The organism is Aeromonas sp. 602200 (genome assembly GCF_049173895.1).
GTDB classification, from domain to species: Bacteria; Pseudomonadota; Gammaproteobacteria; order Enterobacterales; family Aeromonadaceae; genus Aeromonas; species Aeromonas veronii_A.
The window spans coordinates 95354-115543 of sequence record NZ_JAAKSL010000002.1; the positions used below are offsets into that span (position 1 = coordinate 95354).

At 59.9% G+C, this 20190-nt stretch carries 21 protein-coding genes; 12 read left to right on the plus strand and 9 right to left on the minus strand.

The window, feature by feature from the left end; translation table 11 throughout:
- The first annotated feature begins 154 nt into the window (after positions 1–154).
- From G5221_RS03520 to G5221_RS03535, 4 genes are all read left to right on the plus strand, one after another.
- On the plus strand, positions 155–1003 hold the full coding sequence (locus tag G5221_RS03520; protein ID WP_005350866.1) for an MIP/aquaporin family protein: 849 nt from the start codon (positions 155–157) through the stop codon (positions 1001–1003).
- Positions 1004–1057: 54 nt separating this feature from the next.
- The gene (gene glpK, locus G5221_RS03525; RefSeq protein ID WP_266135069.1) at positions 1058–2560 is read left to right on the plus strand and encodes a glycerol kinase GlpK; all 1503 of its coding nucleotides are present in this window, start codon (positions 1058–1060) and stop codon (positions 2558–2560) included.
- A gap of 217 nt (positions 2561–2777) precedes the next feature.
- Entirely contained in the window at positions 2778–4754 is a 1977-nt protein-coding gene (locus tag G5221_RS03530) for a methyl-accepting chemotaxis protein (protein ID WP_421262841.1), read from the plus strand.
- 193 nt (positions 4755–4947) lie between these two features.
- Positions 4948–5181, plus strand: coding sequence for a hypothetical protein (locus G5221_RS03535; protein WP_323912228.1), 234 nt, complete (start codon positions 4948–4950; stop codon positions 5179–5181).
- A gap of 171 nt (positions 5182–5352) precedes the next feature.
- On the opposite strand, the gene G5221_RS03540 is transcribed toward G5221_RS03535, so the two are convergent.
- The gene (locus G5221_RS03540; protein WP_042081961.1) at positions 5353–6255 is read right to left on the minus strand and encodes a LysR substrate-binding domain-containing protein; all 903 of its coding nucleotides are present in this window, start codon (positions 6253–6255) and stop codon (positions 5353–5355) included.
- A gap of 195 nt (positions 6256–6450) precedes the next feature.
- On the opposite strand from G5221_RS03540, the gene G5221_RS03545 reads away from it, so the two are divergent.
- The 7 genes from G5221_RS03545 to G5221_RS03575 all read left to right on the plus strand — a co-directional run bounded on the left by G5221_RS03545 (position 6451) and on the right by G5221_RS03575 (position 11962).
- The gene (locus tag G5221_RS03545) at positions 6451–6849 is read left to right on the plus strand and encodes a DUF6404 family protein (RefSeq protein ID WP_216953297.1); all 399 of its coding nucleotides are present in this window, start codon (positions 6451–6453) and stop codon (positions 6847–6849) included.
- Positions 6836–7102, plus strand: coding sequence for a VOC family protein (locus tag G5221_RS03550; RefSeq protein ID WP_421262842.1), 267 nt, complete (start codon positions 6836–6838; stop codon positions 7100–7102). Before G5221_RS03545 ends, G5221_RS03550 begins: the two co-directional genes overlap by 14 nt.
- A 483-nt stretch (positions 7103–7585) precedes the next feature.
- The gene (locus G5221_RS03555) at positions 7586–8140 is read left to right on the plus strand and encodes a hypothetical protein (protein ID WP_136501583.1); all 555 of its coding nucleotides are present in this window, start codon (positions 7586–7588) and stop codon (positions 8138–8140) included.
- Between the two features lie 151 nt (positions 8141–8291).
- The gene (locus G5221_RS03560) at positions 8292–8588 is read left to right on the plus strand and encodes a putative quinol monooxygenase (protein ID WP_064336428.1); all 297 of its coding nucleotides are present in this window, start codon (positions 8292–8294) and stop codon (positions 8586–8588) included.
- Positions 8589–8653: 65 nt separating this feature from the next.
- Positions 8654–9457 carry a 2,5-didehydrogluconate reductase DkgB gene (dkgB, locus tag G5221_RS03565; RefSeq protein ID WP_216953294.1) on the plus strand — a complete coding sequence of 268 codons (804 nt, stop codon included), beginning with the start codon at positions 8654–8656 and terminating at the stop codon, positions 9455–9457.
- 487 nt (positions 9458–9944) lie between these two features.
- Positions 9945–11123 (plus strand): MFS transporter, encoded by a 1179-nt coding sequence (locus G5221_RS03570; protein ID WP_201995468.1) that lies wholly within the window; start codon positions 9945–9947, stop codon positions 11121–11123.
- 167 nt (positions 11124–11290) lie between these two features.
- Positions 11291–11962, plus strand: coding sequence for an NAD(P)H-dependent oxidoreductase (locus G5221_RS03575; protein ID WP_421206455.1), 672 nt, complete (start codon positions 11291–11293; stop codon positions 11960–11962).
- A 113-nt stretch (positions 11963–12075) separates the two neighbouring features.
- On the opposite strand, the gene G5221_RS03580 is transcribed toward G5221_RS03575, so the two are convergent.
- From G5221_RS03580 to G5221_RS03615, 8 genes are all read right to left on the minus strand, one after another.
- A complete protein-coding gene (locus G5221_RS03580; RefSeq protein WP_064338242.1) occupies positions 12076–12684 on the minus strand; it encodes a DoxX family protein in 609 nt (202 codons plus the stop codon).
- Complete coding sequence (locus tag G5221_RS03585) at positions 12681–13475, minus strand: DUF2063 domain-containing protein (protein WP_421262843.1); 795 nt, start codon at positions 13473–13475, stop codon at positions 12681–12683. The genes G5221_RS03580 and G5221_RS03585 overlap by 4 nt, the downstream gene beginning before the upstream one ends.
- A complete protein-coding gene (locus G5221_RS03590; RefSeq protein ID WP_201995465.1) occupies positions 13468–14325 on the minus strand; it encodes a DUF692 domain-containing protein in 858 nt (285 codons plus the stop codon). Before G5221_RS03590 ends, G5221_RS03585 begins: the two co-directional genes overlap by 8 nt.
- A complete protein-coding gene (locus G5221_RS03595; protein ID WP_201995464.1) occupies positions 14313–14642 on the minus strand; it encodes a hypothetical protein in 330 nt (109 codons plus the stop codon). The genes G5221_RS03590 and G5221_RS03595 overlap by 13 nt, the downstream gene beginning before the upstream one ends.
- On the minus strand, positions 14635–15594 hold the full coding sequence (locus G5221_RS03600) for an MBL fold metallo-hydrolase (RefSeq protein WP_042081514.1): 960 nt from the start codon (positions 15592–15594) through the stop codon (positions 14635–14637). Before G5221_RS03600 ends, G5221_RS03595 begins: the two co-directional genes overlap by 8 nt.
- 149 nt (positions 15595–15743) lie before the next feature.
- A complete protein-coding gene (gene cydX / locus G5221_RS03605; RefSeq protein WP_005337572.1) occupies positions 15744–15854 on the minus strand; it encodes a cytochrome bd-I oxidase subunit CydX in 111 nt (36 codons plus the stop codon).
- Positions 15855–15870: 16 nt separating this feature from the next.
- Entirely contained in the window at positions 15871–17010 is a 1140-nt protein-coding gene (gene cydB, locus G5221_RS03610; protein WP_106843987.1) for a cytochrome d ubiquinol oxidase subunit II, read from the minus strand.
- Positions 17010–18581 carry a cytochrome ubiquinol oxidase subunit I gene (locus tag G5221_RS03615; RefSeq protein WP_421262844.1) on the minus strand — a complete coding sequence of 524 codons (1572 nt, stop codon included), beginning with the start codon at positions 18579–18581 and terminating at the stop codon, positions 17010–17012. The genes cydB and G5221_RS03615 overlap by 1 nt, the downstream gene beginning before the upstream one ends.
- 122 nt (positions 18582–18703) lie before the next feature.
- On the opposite strand from G5221_RS03615, the gene G5221_RS03620 reads away from it, so the two are divergent.
- Positions 18704–20119, plus strand: coding sequence for a PLP-dependent aminotransferase family protein (locus tag G5221_RS03620; RefSeq protein ID WP_266135077.1), 1416 nt, complete (start codon positions 18704–18706; stop codon positions 20117–20119).
- Positions 20120–20190: the final 71 nt, after the last annotated feature.

Genomic DNA, 20190 nt, shown 5'->3' on the forward strand with positions numbered 1-20190 from the left:
TTATTTTCTGTCACGACCGATAACGAGCGCAAACGAGCATATCGTTTGCGCAAGACGCAAAAACAACAAGGAAACGTTTTCGGCAGCAACGGATAGACACAAAAAGATAGAACGGAACATCAAACCTCTACGGGTGGATATAAGGAATAAAAGTATGAGCATACAAAGACCCAATACCCTGCTTGGTGAGTGCATCGCCGAGTTTATCGGAACCGGCCTGCTGATATTTTTCGGCGTCGGATGTGTGGCGGCACTGGTGCTGGCAGGCGCCAACTTCGGGCAGTGGGAAATCTCCATTACCTGGGGTCTGGGTGTGGCCATCGCCATCTATGTGACCGGCGGCATTTCAGGTGCTCACCTGAACCCGGCTGTAACCCTGGCGCTGATGACCTTCTGCGGTTTCGACAAGCGCAAGGTGGTGCCCTACATCATCGCCCAGATGGCCGGTGCCTTCTGCTTCGCCGCCCTTGTCTACTTCCTTTATGGTAACCTTTTCACCCAGTGGGAAGTGACCCATAACGTGGTGCGCGGCAGCGTCGAGAGCCTCGGCACCGCCGGGATCTTCTCCACCTACCCCAATGCCCTACTGACCAATATGCAAGCTTTTGCCGTCGAGCTGGTGATCACCGCTGTCCTGATGCTGGGCATCATGGCGCTGGGTGACAACAACAACGGCGCCCCCAAGGGTTTCGCTGCCGCCCTGCTGATCGGTATCCTGATCGCGGTGATCGGTGCCTCCCTTGGCCCGTTAACCGGTTTTGCCATGAACCCGGCCCGTGACTTTGGTCCGAAACTGTTCGCGTTCTTTGCTGGCTGGGGTGATGTTGCCCTGACCGGTGGTCGTGACAACCCCTACTTCTGGGTTCCGATCCTTGGCCCCATCGTTGGCGCCCAGATTGGTACCGCTCTGTATGTCAAAGTGCTGGCTCCCTGCGTCCCGGGCAACCGTGTCGTCACCACCGAGCAAGCGACCCAAACCGCCAAAGAAGAGGCTGCCGCATAAGAGCGGCCCCCTCCAACGTATAAAAACGTGGAAAATAGAAACGTGGAGAACATCATGTCTGCTGAAAAGAAATATGTCGTCGCTCTGGACCAGGGAACCACCTCTTCCCGCGCCATCGTGTTTGATCAGGATGCCAATATTGTCGGTACCTCCCAGCGCGAATTCACCCAGCACTACCCGAAAGCGGGCTGGGTAGAGCACGACCCGATGGAGATCTGGGCGACCCAATCCTCTGTCTTTACCGAAGTGCTGGCCAAGACTGGCCTTCGCAGCGAAGAGATCGCCGCCATCGGTATCACCAACCAGCGTGAAACCACAGTGGTATGGGAAAAGGCCACCGGCAAGCCCATCTACAACGCCATCGTCTGGCAGTGCCGCCGCACCGCCGCCATCTGCGAAGAGCTCAAAGCACGCGGTCTGGAAGAGTATGTTCGCGAGAACACCGGCCTGGTGCTGGATGCCTACTTCTCCGGTACCAAGGTGAAGTGGATCCTCGACAACGTGGAAGGTGCCCGCGAGAAGGCGATGAACGGCGAGCTGCTGTTTGGCACCATCGACACCTGGCTGGTCTGGAAGATGACCAATGGCGAAGTGCACGTCACCGACCCGACCAACGCCTCCCGTACCATGCTCTACAACATCCGCGAGCTGAAGTGGGATCAGAAGATGCTGGACGAGCTGGGCATCCCCATGTCCATGCTGCCGGAAGTGAAACCCTCTTCCGAAGTGTACGGCTACACCACCCGTGGTGGCGGCTCCCGCATCCCCATCGCCGGTATCGCCGGTGACCAGCAGTCTGCCCTGTTCGGCCAGCTCTGCTTTGAAAAAGGGATGGCCAAGAACACCTACGGCACCGGCTGCTTCATGCTGATGAACACCGGCACCGAGCCGGTTCGCTCCAGCAACGGCCTGCTGACTACCGTTGCCATCGGCCCGAAAGGGGAAGTGAACTACGCGCTGGAAGGTGCGGTGTTTATGGGCGGCGCCACCATCCAGTGGCTGCGTGACGAGCTGAAGATCATTCACGATGCCCGCGATACCGACTACTTCGCCTCCAAGGTGGGTGACACCAACGGCGTCTATCTGGTACCGGCCTTCGTCGGCCTAGGCGCGCCCTACTGGGATCCCTATGCTCGCGGCACCATGGTCGGCCTGACCCGTGGCGCCAACCGCAACCACATCATCCGTGCCGCGCTGGAATCCATCGCCTATCAGAGCCGCGATGTGCTGGATGCCATGCAGCAAGACTCCGGCATCAAGCTGGCTGCCCTCAAGGTAGACGGCGGCGCCGTGGCCAACGACTTCCTGATGCAGTTCCAGGCTGACATGATGCACACCCCGGTGGTACGTCCGACCCGCATCGAGACCACCGCCATGGGCGCTGCCTTCCTAGCGGGTCTGGCAGTCGGCTTCTGGAAGAGCTCCGACGAGCTGGAAGACAAGTTCAGCGTGGACCGCGAGTTCATCCCGCAGATGGACAGAGACGATCGCGCCAAGCGCTACAACGGCTGGAAAAAAGCGGTTGAGCGTTCACGCCGTTGGGCTGAAGAGGATTGATCGGGCTCCCGACATTCCGTTGAGATAAACACCAAGGAGGCCGACCATCACGTCGGCCTCTTTTTGTCTACCCCTTGCCGGCCCTCCCCTCCCGTTGCTCCCCCTGTTTTTATCTGGTGAATCTTGTTCTCACCAACCGTCACAACACAATTGAGTTCTCTATCTATAATCATCATCTGGGTCGCATATGCGGCCTTTCTTTATGGAGGAGAGAAATATGGAGAGGGCGATACACCGTTTTACACTGCACTCACTCTGGTCAGGGCTCGGGATCCGCACCCGGATCCTCTCCGGCGTAGCGATACTGATGGTTATCGCCATCAGTTGCATCACCCTGATCCTCGAGCAGATATCCCACACGCAGGCACAGCAGCGGGTCGAACGCTATGAGCTGCCAAGCAGTGTGGACCGCATTGCCAACCAGCTGACCGCCCAGCTGACCCAGCACCTGACCGAGGCGCAAGCGCTCGCCAGCAACAGCTTCGTCATCGACTGGCTGACCGCTGGCATGCCAGAAGCTGAGTGGCCCGAGATGGAGCGCTACTTTCAGGCTCTGCAACGACGTCTCGGCGGTAACGTCTTTATTGCCCCTCGCCAGACCAACACCTTGCTCAACTTCAGTGACGGCCCCACCGCCCAGAAAGCGCTGAGCGAGTCAGACCCGAAAGATGAGTGGTTTTACGGTTTTCTCCAGCGCAATCAACCTTACGAACTGAACCTCGACATCTCCGATTTCAACCAGCGAGCCTCCCTCTATATCAACACCGCCGTCACCCACGAGGGCAATACCCTGGCGGTGACCGGTACCTCCATCGACATGAGCACCCTGAGCAAGCTCATCAGCAGCTATCGGATCGGCAAGAGCGGTCAGGTCTATCTGGCGGACATGGAAGGCAATATCGAGATCCACCCCGCACTGGAGCAAAAAGATGCCGCTCACCATCAACAATCCTTTCTCGATACCGTCAAACGGCTTATCCCCAAGGCTGGGGAACAGGTGGCAGTTGAGGCACTGACGCTGGAGGGAGAAACCTACCTTCTTGCTGTACGCTACATCCCCACCCTCAACCGGCTGCTGATTGGCGAGATCAACAGCGCCGAGTTGGAAGAGGGATTACATGAGTCACGCCAGCTAATCATCATGGTGTCGCTCGCCATCGGCACTCTGGCGATGCTGGCCTCCGCCTGGTTGGCTCACTCCATCAGTCGCCCGATTCGTCAGGCTGCCGATGGCATGCACCACATCACCGCCGATCGGGATCTGGCGACCCGCCTCGACTTCTCCGACGAGTCGGAGCTGGGCCAGATGGCCCAGAGCTTCAACCGGCTGATCCAGAGTCTTAACCAGAGCTTCTCCCGCTTCCAACAATCGGGGAGTGCCCTCTCCGCCCAATCCTCGCAAACCCTTCATCAGGCGCAGGCACTGGCGGGAGAAGCGTGCCAGCAGGCAAGGAGCATCCAAGAACTGACCAATGTAGTCGCTGCTATCGGCAGCAATGCCGAGCAGATCGCCAGCCGTTCCGAGGGGGTCAGCGACGTGACCCGGCGCATCGCTGACCACATGCTCAGTGTCGAACAGGATGTGATCCAGAGTGCCGATCGTCTCGATACTTTGCGCAGCAGCATCGGCACCTCGTCCGCACTGCTTGAAGAGGTGGTCAAGGACAGCAACAACATCACCCAGATCATGAACCTCATCCGCGATGTCTCGAACCAGACCAACCTGCTGGCCCTCAATGCCGCTATCGAGGCTGCCCGGGCAGGGGATATGGGGCGGGGCTTTGCGGTGGTGGCCGACGAGGTGCGCCAACTGGCGGTGCGCACCCAGACCGCCACCAAGGATGTGCAGGATCTTATCTTGCGTCTGCAGGAGGGTACCCGGCAGGCCAGCAGCTCGATGGCAGGCTCCCACACCCTGAGCGAAGAGGGCTATAGCCGGATGCATCAAGCCAGAGAGGTGCTGGTCGATGCCACCAGCCAAATTAACCAGACAGCAAGGGAACTCAACGAAATCAGCGCGCTGGCACAAGCTCAGGATCAACAGATGGGGCAAGCCAGAGCTGCGCTTGACGAGCTCGCCATGGTGGCCGAGCATCAGCGTGAACACGCAGAGGAGAGCAATGCCGCCAGCCGCGAACTGTTCGAACTGGCCAAAGCCATCGACGAGCAGATCCGCCAATACCGGATTGGCTAGGCCCGGCGCTTCCCCCTCTCCCTCTCAATAACCAAGACGCCACCGCAGGGTGGCGTTTTCATTTTGCAAATCATTTTGCCTGCGCTCTCGAAACGGGAATGACGACAAGACTTGCAAGTCATTGATAATTAACATGAAAAAATGTGGAACGGCCATTGCTTAGTGATATCAGACTCAACAGAGGGATATCGCCATGAAACCCACCACCAATCAAGCGCCCGTAGCCCACGTCGCCACTCAAAAAGAGACCCTGACCCCCCGCGAAGGCACCTTCCTGATGATGGTGGCCCAACTGGTGGTGCTCACCTGCATCGTACTGGCCGCCACCGTCGGCGGCCTCTCCTGGCAGTGGACCCTGCTGCTGGCCATTCCGCCGGTGATCGGCGGCGCCTTGCTCAGCTGGGTATGGGGCAACCCCCCCCGCTAACTGCGCTTCACCTCACACACCTTCCCGAACCGGCGGCCGACCCTCAAGTCGGCCGTCTGTTTATCTGCCGCCAGGCTAATGCTGATGGGCCGCAACGAGGGTGCGGCTTGTTCTTCGCCAAGCAAACCGCAGCGACGAACCGTTCAAACAAACCGCACAAACCAACCTGAACTACAGGGTATGGCTGCCAAGCTGCTCTTTAAGAAAATCGAGCCAGACCCGCAATCGGATATCCCGCTGGGCATCAGAGTAGAAGACCGCGTTGATGGGTCGCGAGGCGCCACTGTTGCTGCGGGCCAGCACCTCCACCAGCGCGCCGCTCTCCCGATCCGGCCCAGTCATGAAATCCGACAGACAAACAATCCCCTGCCCCGCCAGCGCTAGCTGACGCAAAGTTTCGCCGCTGCTGGCACGCAGACTGGGGGTGATGGCAAAGCGATCACCCTGCTCGGCACTGAGCAGCGGCCAGTGGTTGAGGTGATCGGGATGCAAAAAGCCAAGCAACTCGTGACCGCTCAGCAGATCCGCCGGTTGGCGCGGGGTGCCGCGCTCGCTCAAATAGGCGGGAGAGGCCAGCAGCCGCAACCGCGAACGGCCCAGCGGCAGCGCACGCAGGGAGGAGTCGGTCAGCTCGCCGATGCGGATGGCCATGTCCACCCGCCGCTCCATCAGATTGATAAAGCCCTCCGAGCTGTGCAGCTGCAACTCGATGGCAGGATAACGACGACGAAACTCGCCGATGATCGGCACCAGCCGGTGCAGGATAAAGGGAGTGGCCGCATCGACCCGCAAGATCCCCTCCGGCTGCTCCCGGCGCATCAGCAGATGCCCCTCCGCCTCGCTCATCTCGGTCAGGATCTTCACCGCCCGCTGATAGAACCAGCTCCCCTCCTCGGTCAGGCTGACCCGGCGGGTGGTGCGATTGAGCAGCACGGTTGAGAGCTTCTCCTCCAGCCGCTTGATGCCACGGCTCACCACCGAGTTGTCCATGCCGAGGTTCTCCGCCGCCTGGCGAAAACTGCCCGCCTCCACCACCGCCACAAACAGGGTCAGTTCATCAGAATGGGTCTTCATTGCTGTTATCCGGACAAGAGTAATGGCCCTTTATAGGCGCAGCCGCTGTGGATTGGCAAGCGTGCGGTGAGGCCAGTTCTTTTTTTCTACAGAGAAAGAACGTGACCGCGAGCCCACATCATGCCCGCGATTTGTCAGTACAATGCAGCCAGAAAAGCACCGTATGGCACCACTTATTTCACAAGGATGAATACCATGACATTTGAAGAACGGCTGGCCGCCGCCCATCAGGAGCTGGCTAACAAAGGGGTATGGCATGCCAACTACAATCCACCGCTGTGCAGACTGCTGCGCAGGTTCGGTTATCCCGTCAAACCGCCTCACTATGAGGGTTGGCTAACCAACGTTCTGCTATTCGGGGTAGGCATTGGTCTGGTATGGGGCATGGCGATGTGGTTTTTCAGTTGGCACCCCATGGGGATAGATCCGCTGTTTGCCCTGCGCCAAACAGCCCTGTTTGCGGGATTCTGCGGCCTGACCATGGCATCTTGGCTCTGGCTACGGCGCAAGCAGCTTAAACTGACCCCGTGGGAACAACTTGCTGAACCCAGCGATGCTGATGATGAGGGAGACGAACTGCATGAAAGCCCATGAAAAATTGAACTATGTGGAGTTTGCGGCCAGGGATCTCGCCGCGACCAAATCATTCTTTCAGGCCGTATTTGGCTGGCAGTTTGTCGGTTACGGCCCCGACTACAGCGCCGATATTGAAACGACCCAAGCCAAGGTAAGCCAACACGGTGGCACCATCAATCGCCCACTATTCGACTTCCCCGGTGGACGCCGTTTCCACTTCGTTGAACCCAGCGGCAATGAGTTTGCGGTCTGGTCGGTGCAAGCTAAATAACTGATCCTAATAGTGCTCCATCTTGCCGGAAGCCTTGTGGCGTAAGGCATTTGTGCAATCTGGCGAGAAAGCCTGAAGTGACAAGGCTTAGCGCACGATGCGTGCTCAATGTCACTTGTAGAAGCTGTACGAGTGCAGTGATCTATTATTCGGAACAGCTATTTAGCGCCTGATAATACTGGACGAAGTGAAACAATCTACATCCATATTATTCATAATATCGTTCTCTACTACATATCCGAAAGGTTTATAAAAGAAAACACCGAACCGTTTTTTTGAAAAAAACAGGTGAAGTGTTCATTTCATATTACGTGTTCTTGACTTAATCATGGCATTTAAGACACAGTTCCCAACAAATATTATTACATTCTATTGCAGATGCAGATGGCTGTCAGATTGCATCAAAATTTCAAGGTGTTATTTTGAAGGTAATTACAGTAGAATATCATGCCATCTATATGGCAATTTTATAAAAGGTGTTCTATGAGCCCAGAAGAAATTAATCTTGTAACTGAATCAATCAAGGCTATTGGAAGTAAAGGATCGAACGAATGGATTCCAGTTATTGCAGCCCTTGGCGGTGCAGTTTTGGGTTCGCTCAGTTCAATTATTACTTCTAGCATAATTGAACGTAAAAAAGAGAAAATGTTTTCATTACAAATTACAAGATCTCTGATTACCGAAATATCCGCATTACTTAATTTAATGGAAACAAGAGGGTTTCTTGACAGTATCAATAACGCCATTGCTCATTTAAAAGAAAATCCAGATGATACATACATATTAGCCTCCGATATCCCGCCTCATTATTCCAGAGTATATCAAGAAAACTGTAAACATTTGGGCGTGGTAGATCATGAAACATCGAAGCAAATTATTAACTTTCATCATTTAGTAGATGCAATAGTTCAAGATGTTAAGATGGATGGAACATTCAGCAAATCACCTACAATCGAAGCTTATGTAGAAGCACATAAGATCCTGACGCTTGCAATCAGAATAGGTCGAAACTTAGAAACTAAAAAAATAAATTGTTGATTCGTGTAATGAGGTCATTAGCGTATTCCTCTTATATGTCCTGGATTACCCCATTGCTGCTCTCCCCTCAATACTGTTTTGCGACCAGCGCCCTGTTTCCAGCAAGTCACGACAGGCATACTGACCCTTCGTTTTTGCCAAGGAGGTTCAGATGTCATCACCCGTGATTGTGATTGCCCAGCTTGAAGCCAAACCCGAATTCGCCGCCCAGTTTCGCGCCGCCCTTGAGCCGCTGATTGCGGCCACGCTGCAAGAGGCGGGCTGCCAGCGCTATCAGTTGCACCAAGACTTGGACAATCCCCACAGCTGGATGCTCTACGAAGTGTGGGAGAGCGAAGCGGCCCTCACCGCCCATCAGGGCCAACCCCACTTTACCGAATTTGTCGCCAAGGCCGAGCCCTGGTTTGCCAGCAGCACCATTCGCCGCTATCAGCCACTGGGCGCCTGACTGGCCCTAGAGCCTGTTTCTGTTCAGCCCATCAAGGGCCAACCACCACCCCATTGAGGAATAAGATGATCAATATGCCACCCATGGGTCTGGGCACCTTCCGCCTGAAGGGCGAGCCGCTGCTTGCCACCCTGACCAACGGTCTGGAGCTGGGCTATCGCCATATCGATACCGCCCAGATCTATGACAACGAAGCCGAAGTCGGCGCCGTGCTGACCCGCAGCACTGTTGCCCGCCACGAGATCTACCTGACCACCAAGGTGTGGACCAGCGAGTTTGGCCCGGGCAAGGTGCTCCCGAGCCTGGAGGTAAGCCTGGAAAAACTGGGCACTGACTATCTGGATCTGGCGCTGATCCACTGGCCCTCCCCCAAGGATGAGGTGCCGATGGCAGTCTATCTGGAGCAGTTGACCGAGGCCAAGGCCCGGGGCCTGACCCGGGAGATCGGGGTCTCCAACTTCACCGTGGCCCAGCTCAAACAGGCTATCGAGATTTTGGGGCCTGGGGCCATCGCCCACCAGCAGATCGAGGTTCATCCCCTGCTGCAAAACCGCAAGGTGGTCGAGTTCTGCAAAGCTAACGGTATCGCCGTCACCGCCTATATGCCGCTCGCCTATGGCAAGGTGCTGAGCGAGCCGCTGCTGATGGAGATTGGCAAACGCCACGGGGTATCGGCTGCACAGGTGTCGCTGGCCTGGCTGCTGGCGCAGGACATGACAGTGATCCCGAGCTCCACCAAGCGGGAGAATCAGGCTGCCAATCTGGCCGCTCTCGATATCGCCTTGAGCAGCGAGGAGATGGCCGCCATCGCCACGCTGGATCGGGGTGAGCGCTGCGCCAACCCGGACTTTGCACCAGATTGGGATTAAACGGGAAGGGAGACATGGGCTCTCTTGCTTCGACGGCGGATACCGGCAACTCTCACGAGCCTATTGCAACTGCGAACTATCCCCTCTCCCGACGGGAGAAGGGTGCAAATAACGCTCAACGACATTTTTCAGCAAAATCGGGAGGTATCATGCCTCCCGCTTTTTTTGCCCTTTCATCTCACTCGTTGCTCATTCCCCCACGCACAGCAGGTTCAGCCAACCCTGTCTCCTTCCATTACCCCCGCCCCCGTTTCCTCTTTATACCCTACTCGCTCAACACGCTTTGTCTCTGCTTTCCAGTCACTTCGATCTCATCTCTCTTCCCCCCTCTTTGCGGCCACTCTTGTCTCTCCCATTCCCCTCCTACTCATCGCCATTGCTGCTGATTTGGCAAAAGTAATTTGATGTCACCGTCATTTTTGCCAACAAAACCCATCGGCATACTGGCGCCATTCTCCCGTCGGGAGTCCCTAACCAAGGAGTTGTTATGCCACTGGCGTTATTTGCCCTTACCCTGAGTGCCTTTGCGATAGGCACCACCGAATTTGTGATCGTGGGGCTTATCCCCACCATTGCCGAGCAGCTCAATGTCTCGCTTCCCTCGGCGGGCCTTCTGGTCAGCCTCTATGCCCTTGGCGTAGCCATCGGCGCCCCCGTGCTCACAGCGCTCACCGGCAAGGTGCCGCGCAAGTGGCTGCTGGTAGGGCTGATGGCGCTCTTTACCGCCGGCAACCTGCTGGCCTGGCAGGCCCCCGGTTACGAGAGCCTGATTGTGGCCCGCATCCTGACCGGATTGGCGCACGGGGTCTTCTTTTCGGTAGGCAGCACCATCGCCACGGGTCTTGTGGCCAAAGAGAAGGCAGCGAGCGCCATCGCCATCATGTTCAGCGGCCTTACCGTGGCGCTGGTGACAGGCGTACCGCTCGGCACCTGGATTGGTCAGGTCTTTGGCTGGCGTGAAACCTTTCTGGTGGTAAGCCTGCTGGGCCTCATCGCCATGGTGGGTAGCCTGCTGCTGATCCCGGGCAACCTGCCCAAGGGAGCAGCCTCGACCATCCGCGAGCAACTCTCGGTACTGACCAAGAAGCCGCTGCTGCTGGTCTACGCCAAGACCGCCCTCGGTTATGGCGGCGCCTTCACCGCTTTCACCTTCCTCGCCCCCATCCTGCAGCAGGTGAGCGGCTTTAGCGCCGGTGCGGTGAGCCTGATCCTGCTGGTGTACGGGGTATCGGTCGCCATCGGCAATATCTGGGGTGGCAAGCTGGCCGACAAGATGGGTCCCCTGCCGGCGCTCAAGCTGCTGTTTGCCGGTCTGGCGCTGGTGCTGCTGGCCCTCACCTTCACCGCCCCCCATCCGGTGCTGGCCGTGCTGACCGTGCTGGTGTGGGGCGCCTTTGCCTTCGGCAACGTGCCGGGTCTGCAGGTGCTGGTGGTCAAACAGGCCGAGCTGCACACCCCCAAGGCGGTGGATGTGGCCTCCGGCCTCAATATCGCCGCCTTCAACGTTGGCATCGCGCTGGGCTCCGTCGTCGGTGGCCTGGTGGTGGAGCACCTCGGCCTGATGCACACCCCCTGGATCGGCGCCCTTATCGTACTGCTGGCCTACGGACTGACCCATGTCAGCGAGCGCCGCGAAGCCGTCCGGCTCGCCGCCTGTCAGGCATAAGCTGCGCCAGCAGGCGTCACGCAAGGGCGTGGCGCCTGCTGCAATCGGTGCGGCAGGCTTCTATGCTGTGACACAGCGTCAACCCGGCAACTATTTCAGCAACTGTTTCAGTCACTTTTTCAGTAACCAAGCCTGTCACCCTCGCATCATTTGCCACGGAGTCTGTTATGAAGGTGCTTATCGTCTATGCCCATCCCGAACCCAAAAGTTTCAACGGTGCCCTCTTCTGCCACGCCATCAGGGCGCTGGAGCAGGCGGGCCACACGGTGATGACCAGCGATCTCTATGCCATGGGCTTTGATCCCGTCTCGGATCGGCGCAACTTCACCGCCGCCAGCGATCCCGATTTTCTCAAGCTGCAGCTTGAAGAACTGGCTGCCACCGAGCAGGGCAGCTTCGCCCCGCTGCTGGAGCAGGAGATGCAAAAGCTGGAGGCGGCCGATCTGCTGATCTTCCAGTTCCCGCTCTGGTGGTTTGGTCTGCCCGCCATCCTCAAGGGGTGGGTGGATAGAGTCTTTGCCATGGGGCGGGTCTACGGTCAGGGTCATATCTACGAGAGCGGCAAGTTTCGCGGCAAGCGGGCGTTGCTGAGCCTCACCACCGGCGGCCCTACCGAGACCTATCTGCCCGACGGCTTCAACGGCGATATCGACGGGGTGCTGCGCCCCATCCAGCGCGGGATCCTGCAATTTGTCGGCTTCGATGTGCTGCGCCCCCATATCTGTTATGCACCGGTGCGGGTCTCGCAAGAAGAGCGGGAAGCCTGGCTCGCTCAGTGGGCCGAGCGCCTTGGCCAGATTGAGCAGGAGTCCCCCATCGCAGTCGGCCGCTACCAGTAGCGGCTGACGCAGCTGACACTCTCCCCACACAGCACAAAAACAGCGAGCGGCCCTCGGCCGCTCGCTGTTTTTCACGCTCTGTCGTTATGGTTTTTGTTATCCGTGGGCAAGCCTTATGCCGCCTGTTGCACGCCTGCTTTGCCGGTCACGGCACGTTTGAGCCAGTAGTCGAGGCTGACGTAGCGGCCCCCGCCGTAAACCAGCAGCACCAGCAGCATCACGAAGTAGGTGGCGGCAAACTCCATCCCGTTGTTGAGCATCACGGGATCCCCGAGCTCCGTGATGTAGTTGTAACGACCGGGGAAGTTCGCCGCCAGCCACTCGATAAAGCCGTTGAGGCGCAAGGTGGCCTCCATGCTGCCGGTGGCGATGGCATCCCAGCCGTGCTTCCAGTGCACCATGGCACTCGCCACGCTCATCAGAAAGATGGTGGGAATGGCCATGATGCGGGTAAAGAGGCCAAGGGCGATGCAGATGCAACCCAGCACCTCGGTGCCCGCCGCCAGAAAGGCGAGCAGGGTCGGGAACGGCAGGTTGAGCCCTCCTTCCGAGACCGGGGCACCAAACCAGGCGACCGTGCCGGCAAACCCCATCACCTTGGAGTGGGCCCCCACATAGATGACCGGAATGAGATAGAGGCGAATGGCCAGCAGGGCCAGAAAATCGAGCCGCTTGCACTGGGCTACCGCCCGCTCGTACCACTGGATCAGGGTGTTGTTCATGGGAATTCTCCTTGGTGTTTGCTAAATGAGGGCAAGGGAGTGCCAGTCTGGCGCTCACAGACGGGCAAGGTCAGCAGACCCAGCCGGTGAAAATGGCGTGCCCACTCGCTCAGATCAAAGTCGCTGCGAACCTGTTGTACCTGTTGCAGGAACGCGGCTTGGGTGATCCCCGGTTGCTGTTGCAGCAACTGGATCAGCGCCACGTCCCATTCGCGCAACCGCTGGGTCACCACCTGATGCTCCGGGCTGCGAAACAGGCCATAGAAGTGGTTGCCCTGCCGGGTCGGCACCACGCCGCTGCGACGAATGGCAAAGGGGAGCTCAAGCAGTTGCAGGGTGGGATTGAGCACAAGCGGACTCTCCGCCGTCACCTCAACCCCCGATATAACTTGCGGCACCACCCCTTCATCAATCTCGACACAGAGGCAGGCCCACTCGTACTCCAGCAGCGCCAGCCGCTGCTTGGGCCAGTTGAGAGAGCCCTCACTGTGGCGATGCTGCACATAGCGGACAAACTCGGTGGCGATATGGTGAAACTCGGGGGTCTCGGCGCCGTGCTGGATAACAAAGCCCTCCACCAGCAGCCACCTGTCCACCGGCGCCCAATGAGCGTGGGTGAGCACAAAGGCACTCTCCAGCACCGACGCCACATTGGCACGCACGCTGCGGGCATAGTGGCTGGCGATGCCATCCTGCGGCAGCCGCACCCGGCTCGCCAGCCAGGCGGTCTGCAGCTGCATCCGCTGCGGCGCCGTTTTGGGCGCAGTGATCAGAGATAACCGTCTACCCATAACGCACCTCCCGCACCTGACTGTCGATCGCCTCGCAACAGGCGCCGTGCACCCGCGCCAGCTCGGCCTCCAGCTCTGCCAGCGGTGGCAGATGGTGATCCCGCTCCAGCAGCAGGGGGCGCAGGCCGTGGGTCTGCACCGTATAACGGGCCAGCGCTACCACCGCCTCGCACACCGGTTTGCCATGGGTATCCAGCAAGGTGCCATCCGCCTCTTCCAGATGACCGGCGATATGAAAATAGCTGATCGCACTGCTCGGCAGCCCGGCAATCATCCGCTTGGGGCAGTAACCGTGGTTGCGGCTGTTCACAAAGACGTTGTTGATATCGAGCAACAGCTCGCAGCCGCTGCGCGCCACCAGCTCGGCGAGAAAATCCTCCTCCGGCATCTCGTGGTCATAGCCGTGGTAGTAGGAGATATTTTCCAGCACCAGCGGGCGGGCCAGCGCCTCCTGCACCTGCGCGATCCGCTCGGCCAGATAGGGGATGTTCTCCCACTGGCGCGGCACCGGTAGCAGTTCGTAGAGATAACCCTGCTGGTCGCGGGAAAAGCTCAGGTGCTCGCTGTAGATCTCGATGCCGAACTCGTCCAGAAAGGTGCGGATCTGGCTGAGCAGGGTGCGATTGAGGGGCTGGCAATCGCCGAGGGAGAGGCTGAGGCCGTGGGCCACCAGCGGGTACCGCTCGGCGATCCGGTGCAACTGCTCGCGCCTGGCGCCGCCGATGGCCATCCAGTTCTCCGGCGCCAGCTCGAGAAAGTCGATGCCGGGGCGGACGGGGCCGGAGCAGAGCGCATCCAGATGCTCCTGACGCAGCCCGATCCCCCGACTGCGGGAGCTTATTGGCCGCATACCCCCTCCGTCATCTTGCTGCCCTGGCTGGATGTATTGCCATCAATCCCCTCTCCCACCACGCCACACTTGCCATCGCGAGCGCGCACCAGCCGCCCCTGCGGATCACTGTCGAGGGCCTGCTTCTCGAAGCGCTTCTCGGTGCCGCACTTGCCCGCCGCACACTTGCCGCCGTGCTGTTCGCTGGGGGCGGCCTTGACCGGCGCATCGCTCGGGGTGGCCGCCAGCGCCAGCCCCGGAGTGAGGGCAATCAGGCTGGTCATGGCGATGGAGAGGGTCAGTTTGCCGGTGGTTTTGTTGCTGCTTGAGTTACTCATGGGCGGACTCCTTGACGGATGAAACGGGGTAGCTGGAGAGATCGCGGGCGGCCACGATCTGGCCGTGGAACTGCTGTTTGACGATGGCCATCGCCTCTTTCTTGTGATTGAGGCCGACCCCCATCCAGTGGTTGAGCACCAGCAGCTTGGGGTTCACCTCGGCGGCAATCTTGGCCACCACCGACGGCTTGGCGTGAAGCGAGGCGGAGACAGGGTCGGCCCCTTCGTGGATGGCGAGCGGCATCACCAGAATGTCGGCCCCCTTGGCAAACGGCACAAAGGCCGGGTTGCTGCCGTTCTGATCTGCAGAGATAACGATGGTTCCCTCGGCGCTCTCGATGCGATAGGCCAGACAGGGCACGTCACCGTGAGGGATGCCGAGGGCGGTGATGGTCAGCCCATCCTGCTGATAGACGGTGTGGGGCTGCGGGCTCTGGTAGGGCACATCGTGCAAGGTGATGGGGAAGAGGCCATCGGTGCCATCCTTGAAGCCGCTCAGGTAGGCATAAGCGCCCTTGTCCTTGTTGAAGAGGGCATCAAAGTAGCCGCTCATGCTGGGGAAGGCCGAGCCGGCCTCTGGCCCCGCCAGATCCAGCGGATCGCTGCGCTCGAAGAAGTAGGCCCCCTTGAGCAGGGCGGGCAGGTCGGTCACATGATCGGTGTGAAAGTGGGTGATGCCGATAAAATCGACCTCTTCGAGCTTGGCCCCCGCCTGGCCGAAGCGCAGGTAGACGCCGCCACCGGCATCGATCAGGATGCGGGATTTCCCCTTCCACCAGATCACCTCGCTGGAGGAGGCACGCAGGTCGTCGGAGATGGGGCCGCCACTGCCGAGCACCTGCAGGGTGAAGGTTTTATCCAGTGGCGTCAGTTGTACCGGTTCGGCACAGGCCGGGGCGACGGTGAGCGCGCACCCGATGGCCAGCGCCACCGCTTTCAATCTCTGTTTCATCACAATTACCTGTCGGTTGGTTGTCGGTTGAAAGTGTGTCGTTTGTGTCGTTTGTGTCGTTTGTGTCGTTTAAAGAGGGGGGATAGAGGGGCCGATGGCGACGAGTGAACGCCAGCCACCGGCCATGGCGGGGCGCGAGCCCCCCGCCGTCAGTTACCGTCCCGTTCGTCCGCCTGCCAGCGCGCTTCCAGCCAGAGCAGGTTGCACAGGCCCAGCAGCAGGGCGAATCCGAGGCCCAAAATCCAGGTGAAGTACCACATAGCAGATCCCTTGAGGTCAGTAGAGTTGATGGCTATCGCGCTTGATGCGGGCTCGGTCGAGCTTGCCGCGTACCACCCGATAGACCCAGCCGGTGTAGCCCAGGTTGACCGGCATCAGCACCAGCACGAGGCCGAACATGATGGCCAGGGTCTTGTAGCTGGAGGTGCTGTCCCACAGGGTCAGGCTGCTGACCGCATCGAGGGATGAGGGCAGCACGAAGGGGAACAGGGCGATGGCCACCGAGCAGAGCATGGCGGCGCAGGCGATGGCGCTGGCCAGCAGCGCAATTCGGCCCCGCTCCAGCCAGGAGGCAATCCCGCTCACCAGCGGCGCCAGCGTCCCGATGATCGGCACCAGCCACAGCAGCGGATAGTCAAAGTAGTTGCGCAGCCAGCCTCCGGCGTGGGGGATCACCCCCTTCATCAGCGGGCTGATGGCAGCATTCGGGTCAAAGGGTTGTGTGCCCACACCGGTCAGCTGAAACCCTTGCAGGTCCACCAGATGCCAGCCGGCCAGCAGGTAGCAGAGGCTCACCAGCGGGGCCAGCAGGATGGCGATCCCCCGTGCGCGCAGCGCAGGGGTGCCAGTCACCTTGGCTTGCAGAAAACCGGCGCCGTGCAGCAGCAACAGGCTGATGGCAGTGGCCAGCACCGAGAGCAACCAGCCCCAGTGGAAGTCGAAGGCGCCATAGTGCAGACGCAGCGCCGTGTCGAAGCGAAACGGCAGCCCCTCCATCACCAGACCGATAGCCGCACCGAGGATGAGCGCCGGTATCAGGCCACCCGCCACCAGTGCCCGATCCCACCAGCGGCGCCACACCGGATCGGCCAGCTTGCTGCGATAGTCAAAACCGACCGGACGCAGAAAGAGCCCGAGCAGCAGCACCACCATGGGGATGTAGAGCCCCGAGAAAGCGGCGGCATAAACCAGCGGCCAGGCGGCGAACAGGGCGCCGGCACCGGCAATCAGCCACACCTGATTGCCCTCCCACACCGGTCCCACGCTGTTGATCACCAGACGGCGGTCGTCGTCATCTTTCGACACCACCGGCAGCAGCATGGCGATGCCGAGATCGAAGCCATCCATCACGATAAAACCGACCATCATGAAGAGCACCAGCGCCCACCAGATGAGTTTCAGGGTTGCGTAATCCATCAGGCGATCCTCGCAAGTTCGGGTTGTTCACCGCTGTAGCGGCCGGTATGGAGAATGGCGGGCCCCTTGCGGATCACATGGCGCAACAGGAACAGCTCCACCACCAGCAACAGGGTGTAGATGGAACAGATGGCGATGAGGCTGAACCAGAGTTGGCCCGGCTGAAGCAAAGAGACCGAGGCCGAGACCGGCAGCACGTCACTGATGGTCCAGGGTTGACGGCCGAGTTCGGCCACCAGCCAGCCCGCCTCGATGGCAATCCAGGGCAGCGGAATGCTCCAGAGCAGGGTCTTGAGCAGCCGTGGCGAGTCTTGCAGCCGGTTGCGGCAGAGCTGGACAAAGCTCACCACCATCAGCCCCAGCATGGTGACGCCAAGCCCCACCATCACCCGAAAGCCCCAGAAGAGCGGTGCCACAGGCGGGATGGAGTCATCGACCGCTTTGGCAATCTCCGCCTCACCGGCCTTGGCGATATTGCTGGCATAGGGGGTGAGCAGCATGCCGTAGCCGAGATCCTTGCCGTGCTGCTCGAAGCGGGCGCGGTTGGCCGGGCTGTCATCGCCCTGCCGGATCTGGTCGAGGGCCTCGGCCGCCACCATGCCGCTGCGAATGCGCGCCTCGTTCTGCACCTTGATATCCTTGAGGCCGGTCACCGCCTCGTCGATGGAGCGGGTAGCGATGATCCCCATCAGATACGGGATCTTGATGGCGGCGTGAGTGGTCTCACCCTGCTGATCCGGGAAGCCGAACAGGGTGAATGACGCAGGGGCTGGCTCGGTCTCCCACTCCGCCTCGATGGCGGCGAGCTTAACCTTCTGCACCTCGCCGGTGCGATAGCCCGACTCATCCCCGAGCACAATGACCGAGAGGATGGCCGCCAGCCCGAAACCGGAGGCGATGGCGAAGGAGCGCAGGGCAAACTGCACTTCCGTCTTGCGCAGCAGATACCAGCTGCTCACCCCCATCACGCACATGGAGGCCGCCACATAGCCCGCCGCGACGGTGTGAACGAACTTCACCTGCGCCACCGGGTTGAACAGCACGGCGGCGATATCCACCAGCTCCATGCGCTGGGTCAGCAGGTTGAACTCGGCCCCCACCGGGTTTTGCATCCAGCCGTTGCCGATCAGGATCCAGAGCGCCGAGAGGTTGGAGCCGAGCGCCACCAGCATGGTCACCAGCAGGTGCTTGCCGCGGGAGAGCTTGTCCCAACCGAAGAAGAAGAGCCCCACCAGGGTCGATTCGAGGAAGAAGGCCATCAGCCCCTCGATGGCCAGCGGGGTACCGAAGATGTCCCCCACATAGTGGGAGTAGTAAGCCCAGTTGGTGCCGAACTGAAACTCCATGGTGATCCCCGTGGTGACCCCCATGACGAAGTTGATGCCAAACAGTTTGCCCCAGAAGCGGGTGATGTCCTGATAGATCACCTTGCCGGTCATCACATAAGCCGACTCGGCGATCACCAGGATCCAGGACAGCCCCAGCGTGAGGGGCACAAACAGGAAGTGGAACAGGGCCGTGGCGCCAAATTGCAGGCGAGACAGGCTGACCACGTCATCCGGATTGATCATGCGTCACTCTCTTTTGTTGTATTTGCCTTGCACGTTTCGTGCGTGACAAGTACATCACGGAGCATGACACCTATAACAGATGCAGTTATATTGAATTACACCTATAACAGTTGATCCAGATCATGTCCCTTTACCAGCAGTTGGCCGACCGCCTGCAAAGCCAGATCGACGATGGTATCTGGCAACCGGGGGAGCGCATCCCCTCCATTCGCCAGAGCTGCAAGACCCACGGGCTCAGCCCCATGACGGTGTTGCAGGCCTATCAACTGCTCGAAAGTCAGGGGCGGATCCTCGCCCGCCCCCAGTCTGGTTACTACGTCAAAGCCGCCTCACCACAGGTCGTGCAGCACACGCCGAGCCAGACCCACTACAGCGGCTCGGTGGATATCAACGATCTGGTGTTCGAGGTGTTGCAGGCGAGCAAATCGCGGGATCTGGTGCCCCTTGGCATGTCGGTAGCAGACCCGACTCTGTTCCCCCATCCCCAGCTCGGGCGTGCCCTGGCCAGCTGCATGCGCAAGCTCGATCCCTTCAGCACGGTGGCCGACCTGCCCCCCGGCAACGAGGCGCTGCGCCGCGCCATCGCCCAGCGCTACGCCAGCGACGGGGTGGCGGTCAATCCGCAGGAGATCATCATCACCACCGGCGCCATGGAGGCGCTCTCCCTCAGCCTGCAGGTGCTGACCGAGCCCGGTGACTGGGTGGTGGTGGAGTCCCCCACCTTCTATGGTGCCCTGCAGGCCATCGAGCGGTTGAAGCTCAAGGCGGTGGAGATCCCGGTGATCCCGGGGGTGGGCATCGATCTCGACCTGCTGGCCGACGCCCTCACCCGCATTCCGGTCAAGGCGTGCTGGCTGATGGGCAATGTGCAACACCCGCTGGGCCACACCATGCCGGATGCGCACAAAGAGGGGCTGATGGCACTGCTCAACGCCCACAAGGTGCCGCTGGTGGAGGATGACGTTTATGCGGAGGTCTACTTCGGCCGCGAGCGCCCCAAGCCCATCAAGCACTGGGATCAGCACGGTGACAGCCTGCTCTGCAGCTCCTTTTCCAAGTGTCTGGCGCCGGGCTTTCGGGTCGGCTGGGTGGTGGCGGGGCCCCATGCCGAGCGGATCCAGCGGCTGCAACTGATGTCCACCCTCTCCACCAATGTGCCGAGCCAGCTGGCGCTGGCCGAGATGCTGCGCCAGGGCGGGGTGGATGCCCACTTTCGCCGCCTGCGCCACACTCTGGCCCAGCGCCAGCAGCAGATGCGGGCCGCGCTGCAGCGACTGTTGCCAAGCGAGGTGCGGATCTCCGCCCCCGATGGCGGTTACTTTCTCTGGCTGGAGTTTGCGCCCCGCCTCGACAGCCGTGCCCTCCACGCCATGGCGCTCGACTGCGGCTTCTCCATCGCCCCCGGCGCCCTCTTCTCCAGTCAGGGGCAACACAACCACTGCCTGCGCCTCAACAGCTCCCATCCCTGGAACGAGCAGCTGGAGCAGGCCCTCACCCGGCTGGCTGCGCTGATTGCCGCGCAGCTCGATGAAAAGTAACGAGGCAAAGAGCCGCTGACGAAACGAACAAAGGCCCGTAACGGGCCTGTGTAGTTGGGGAGTGACGCGCC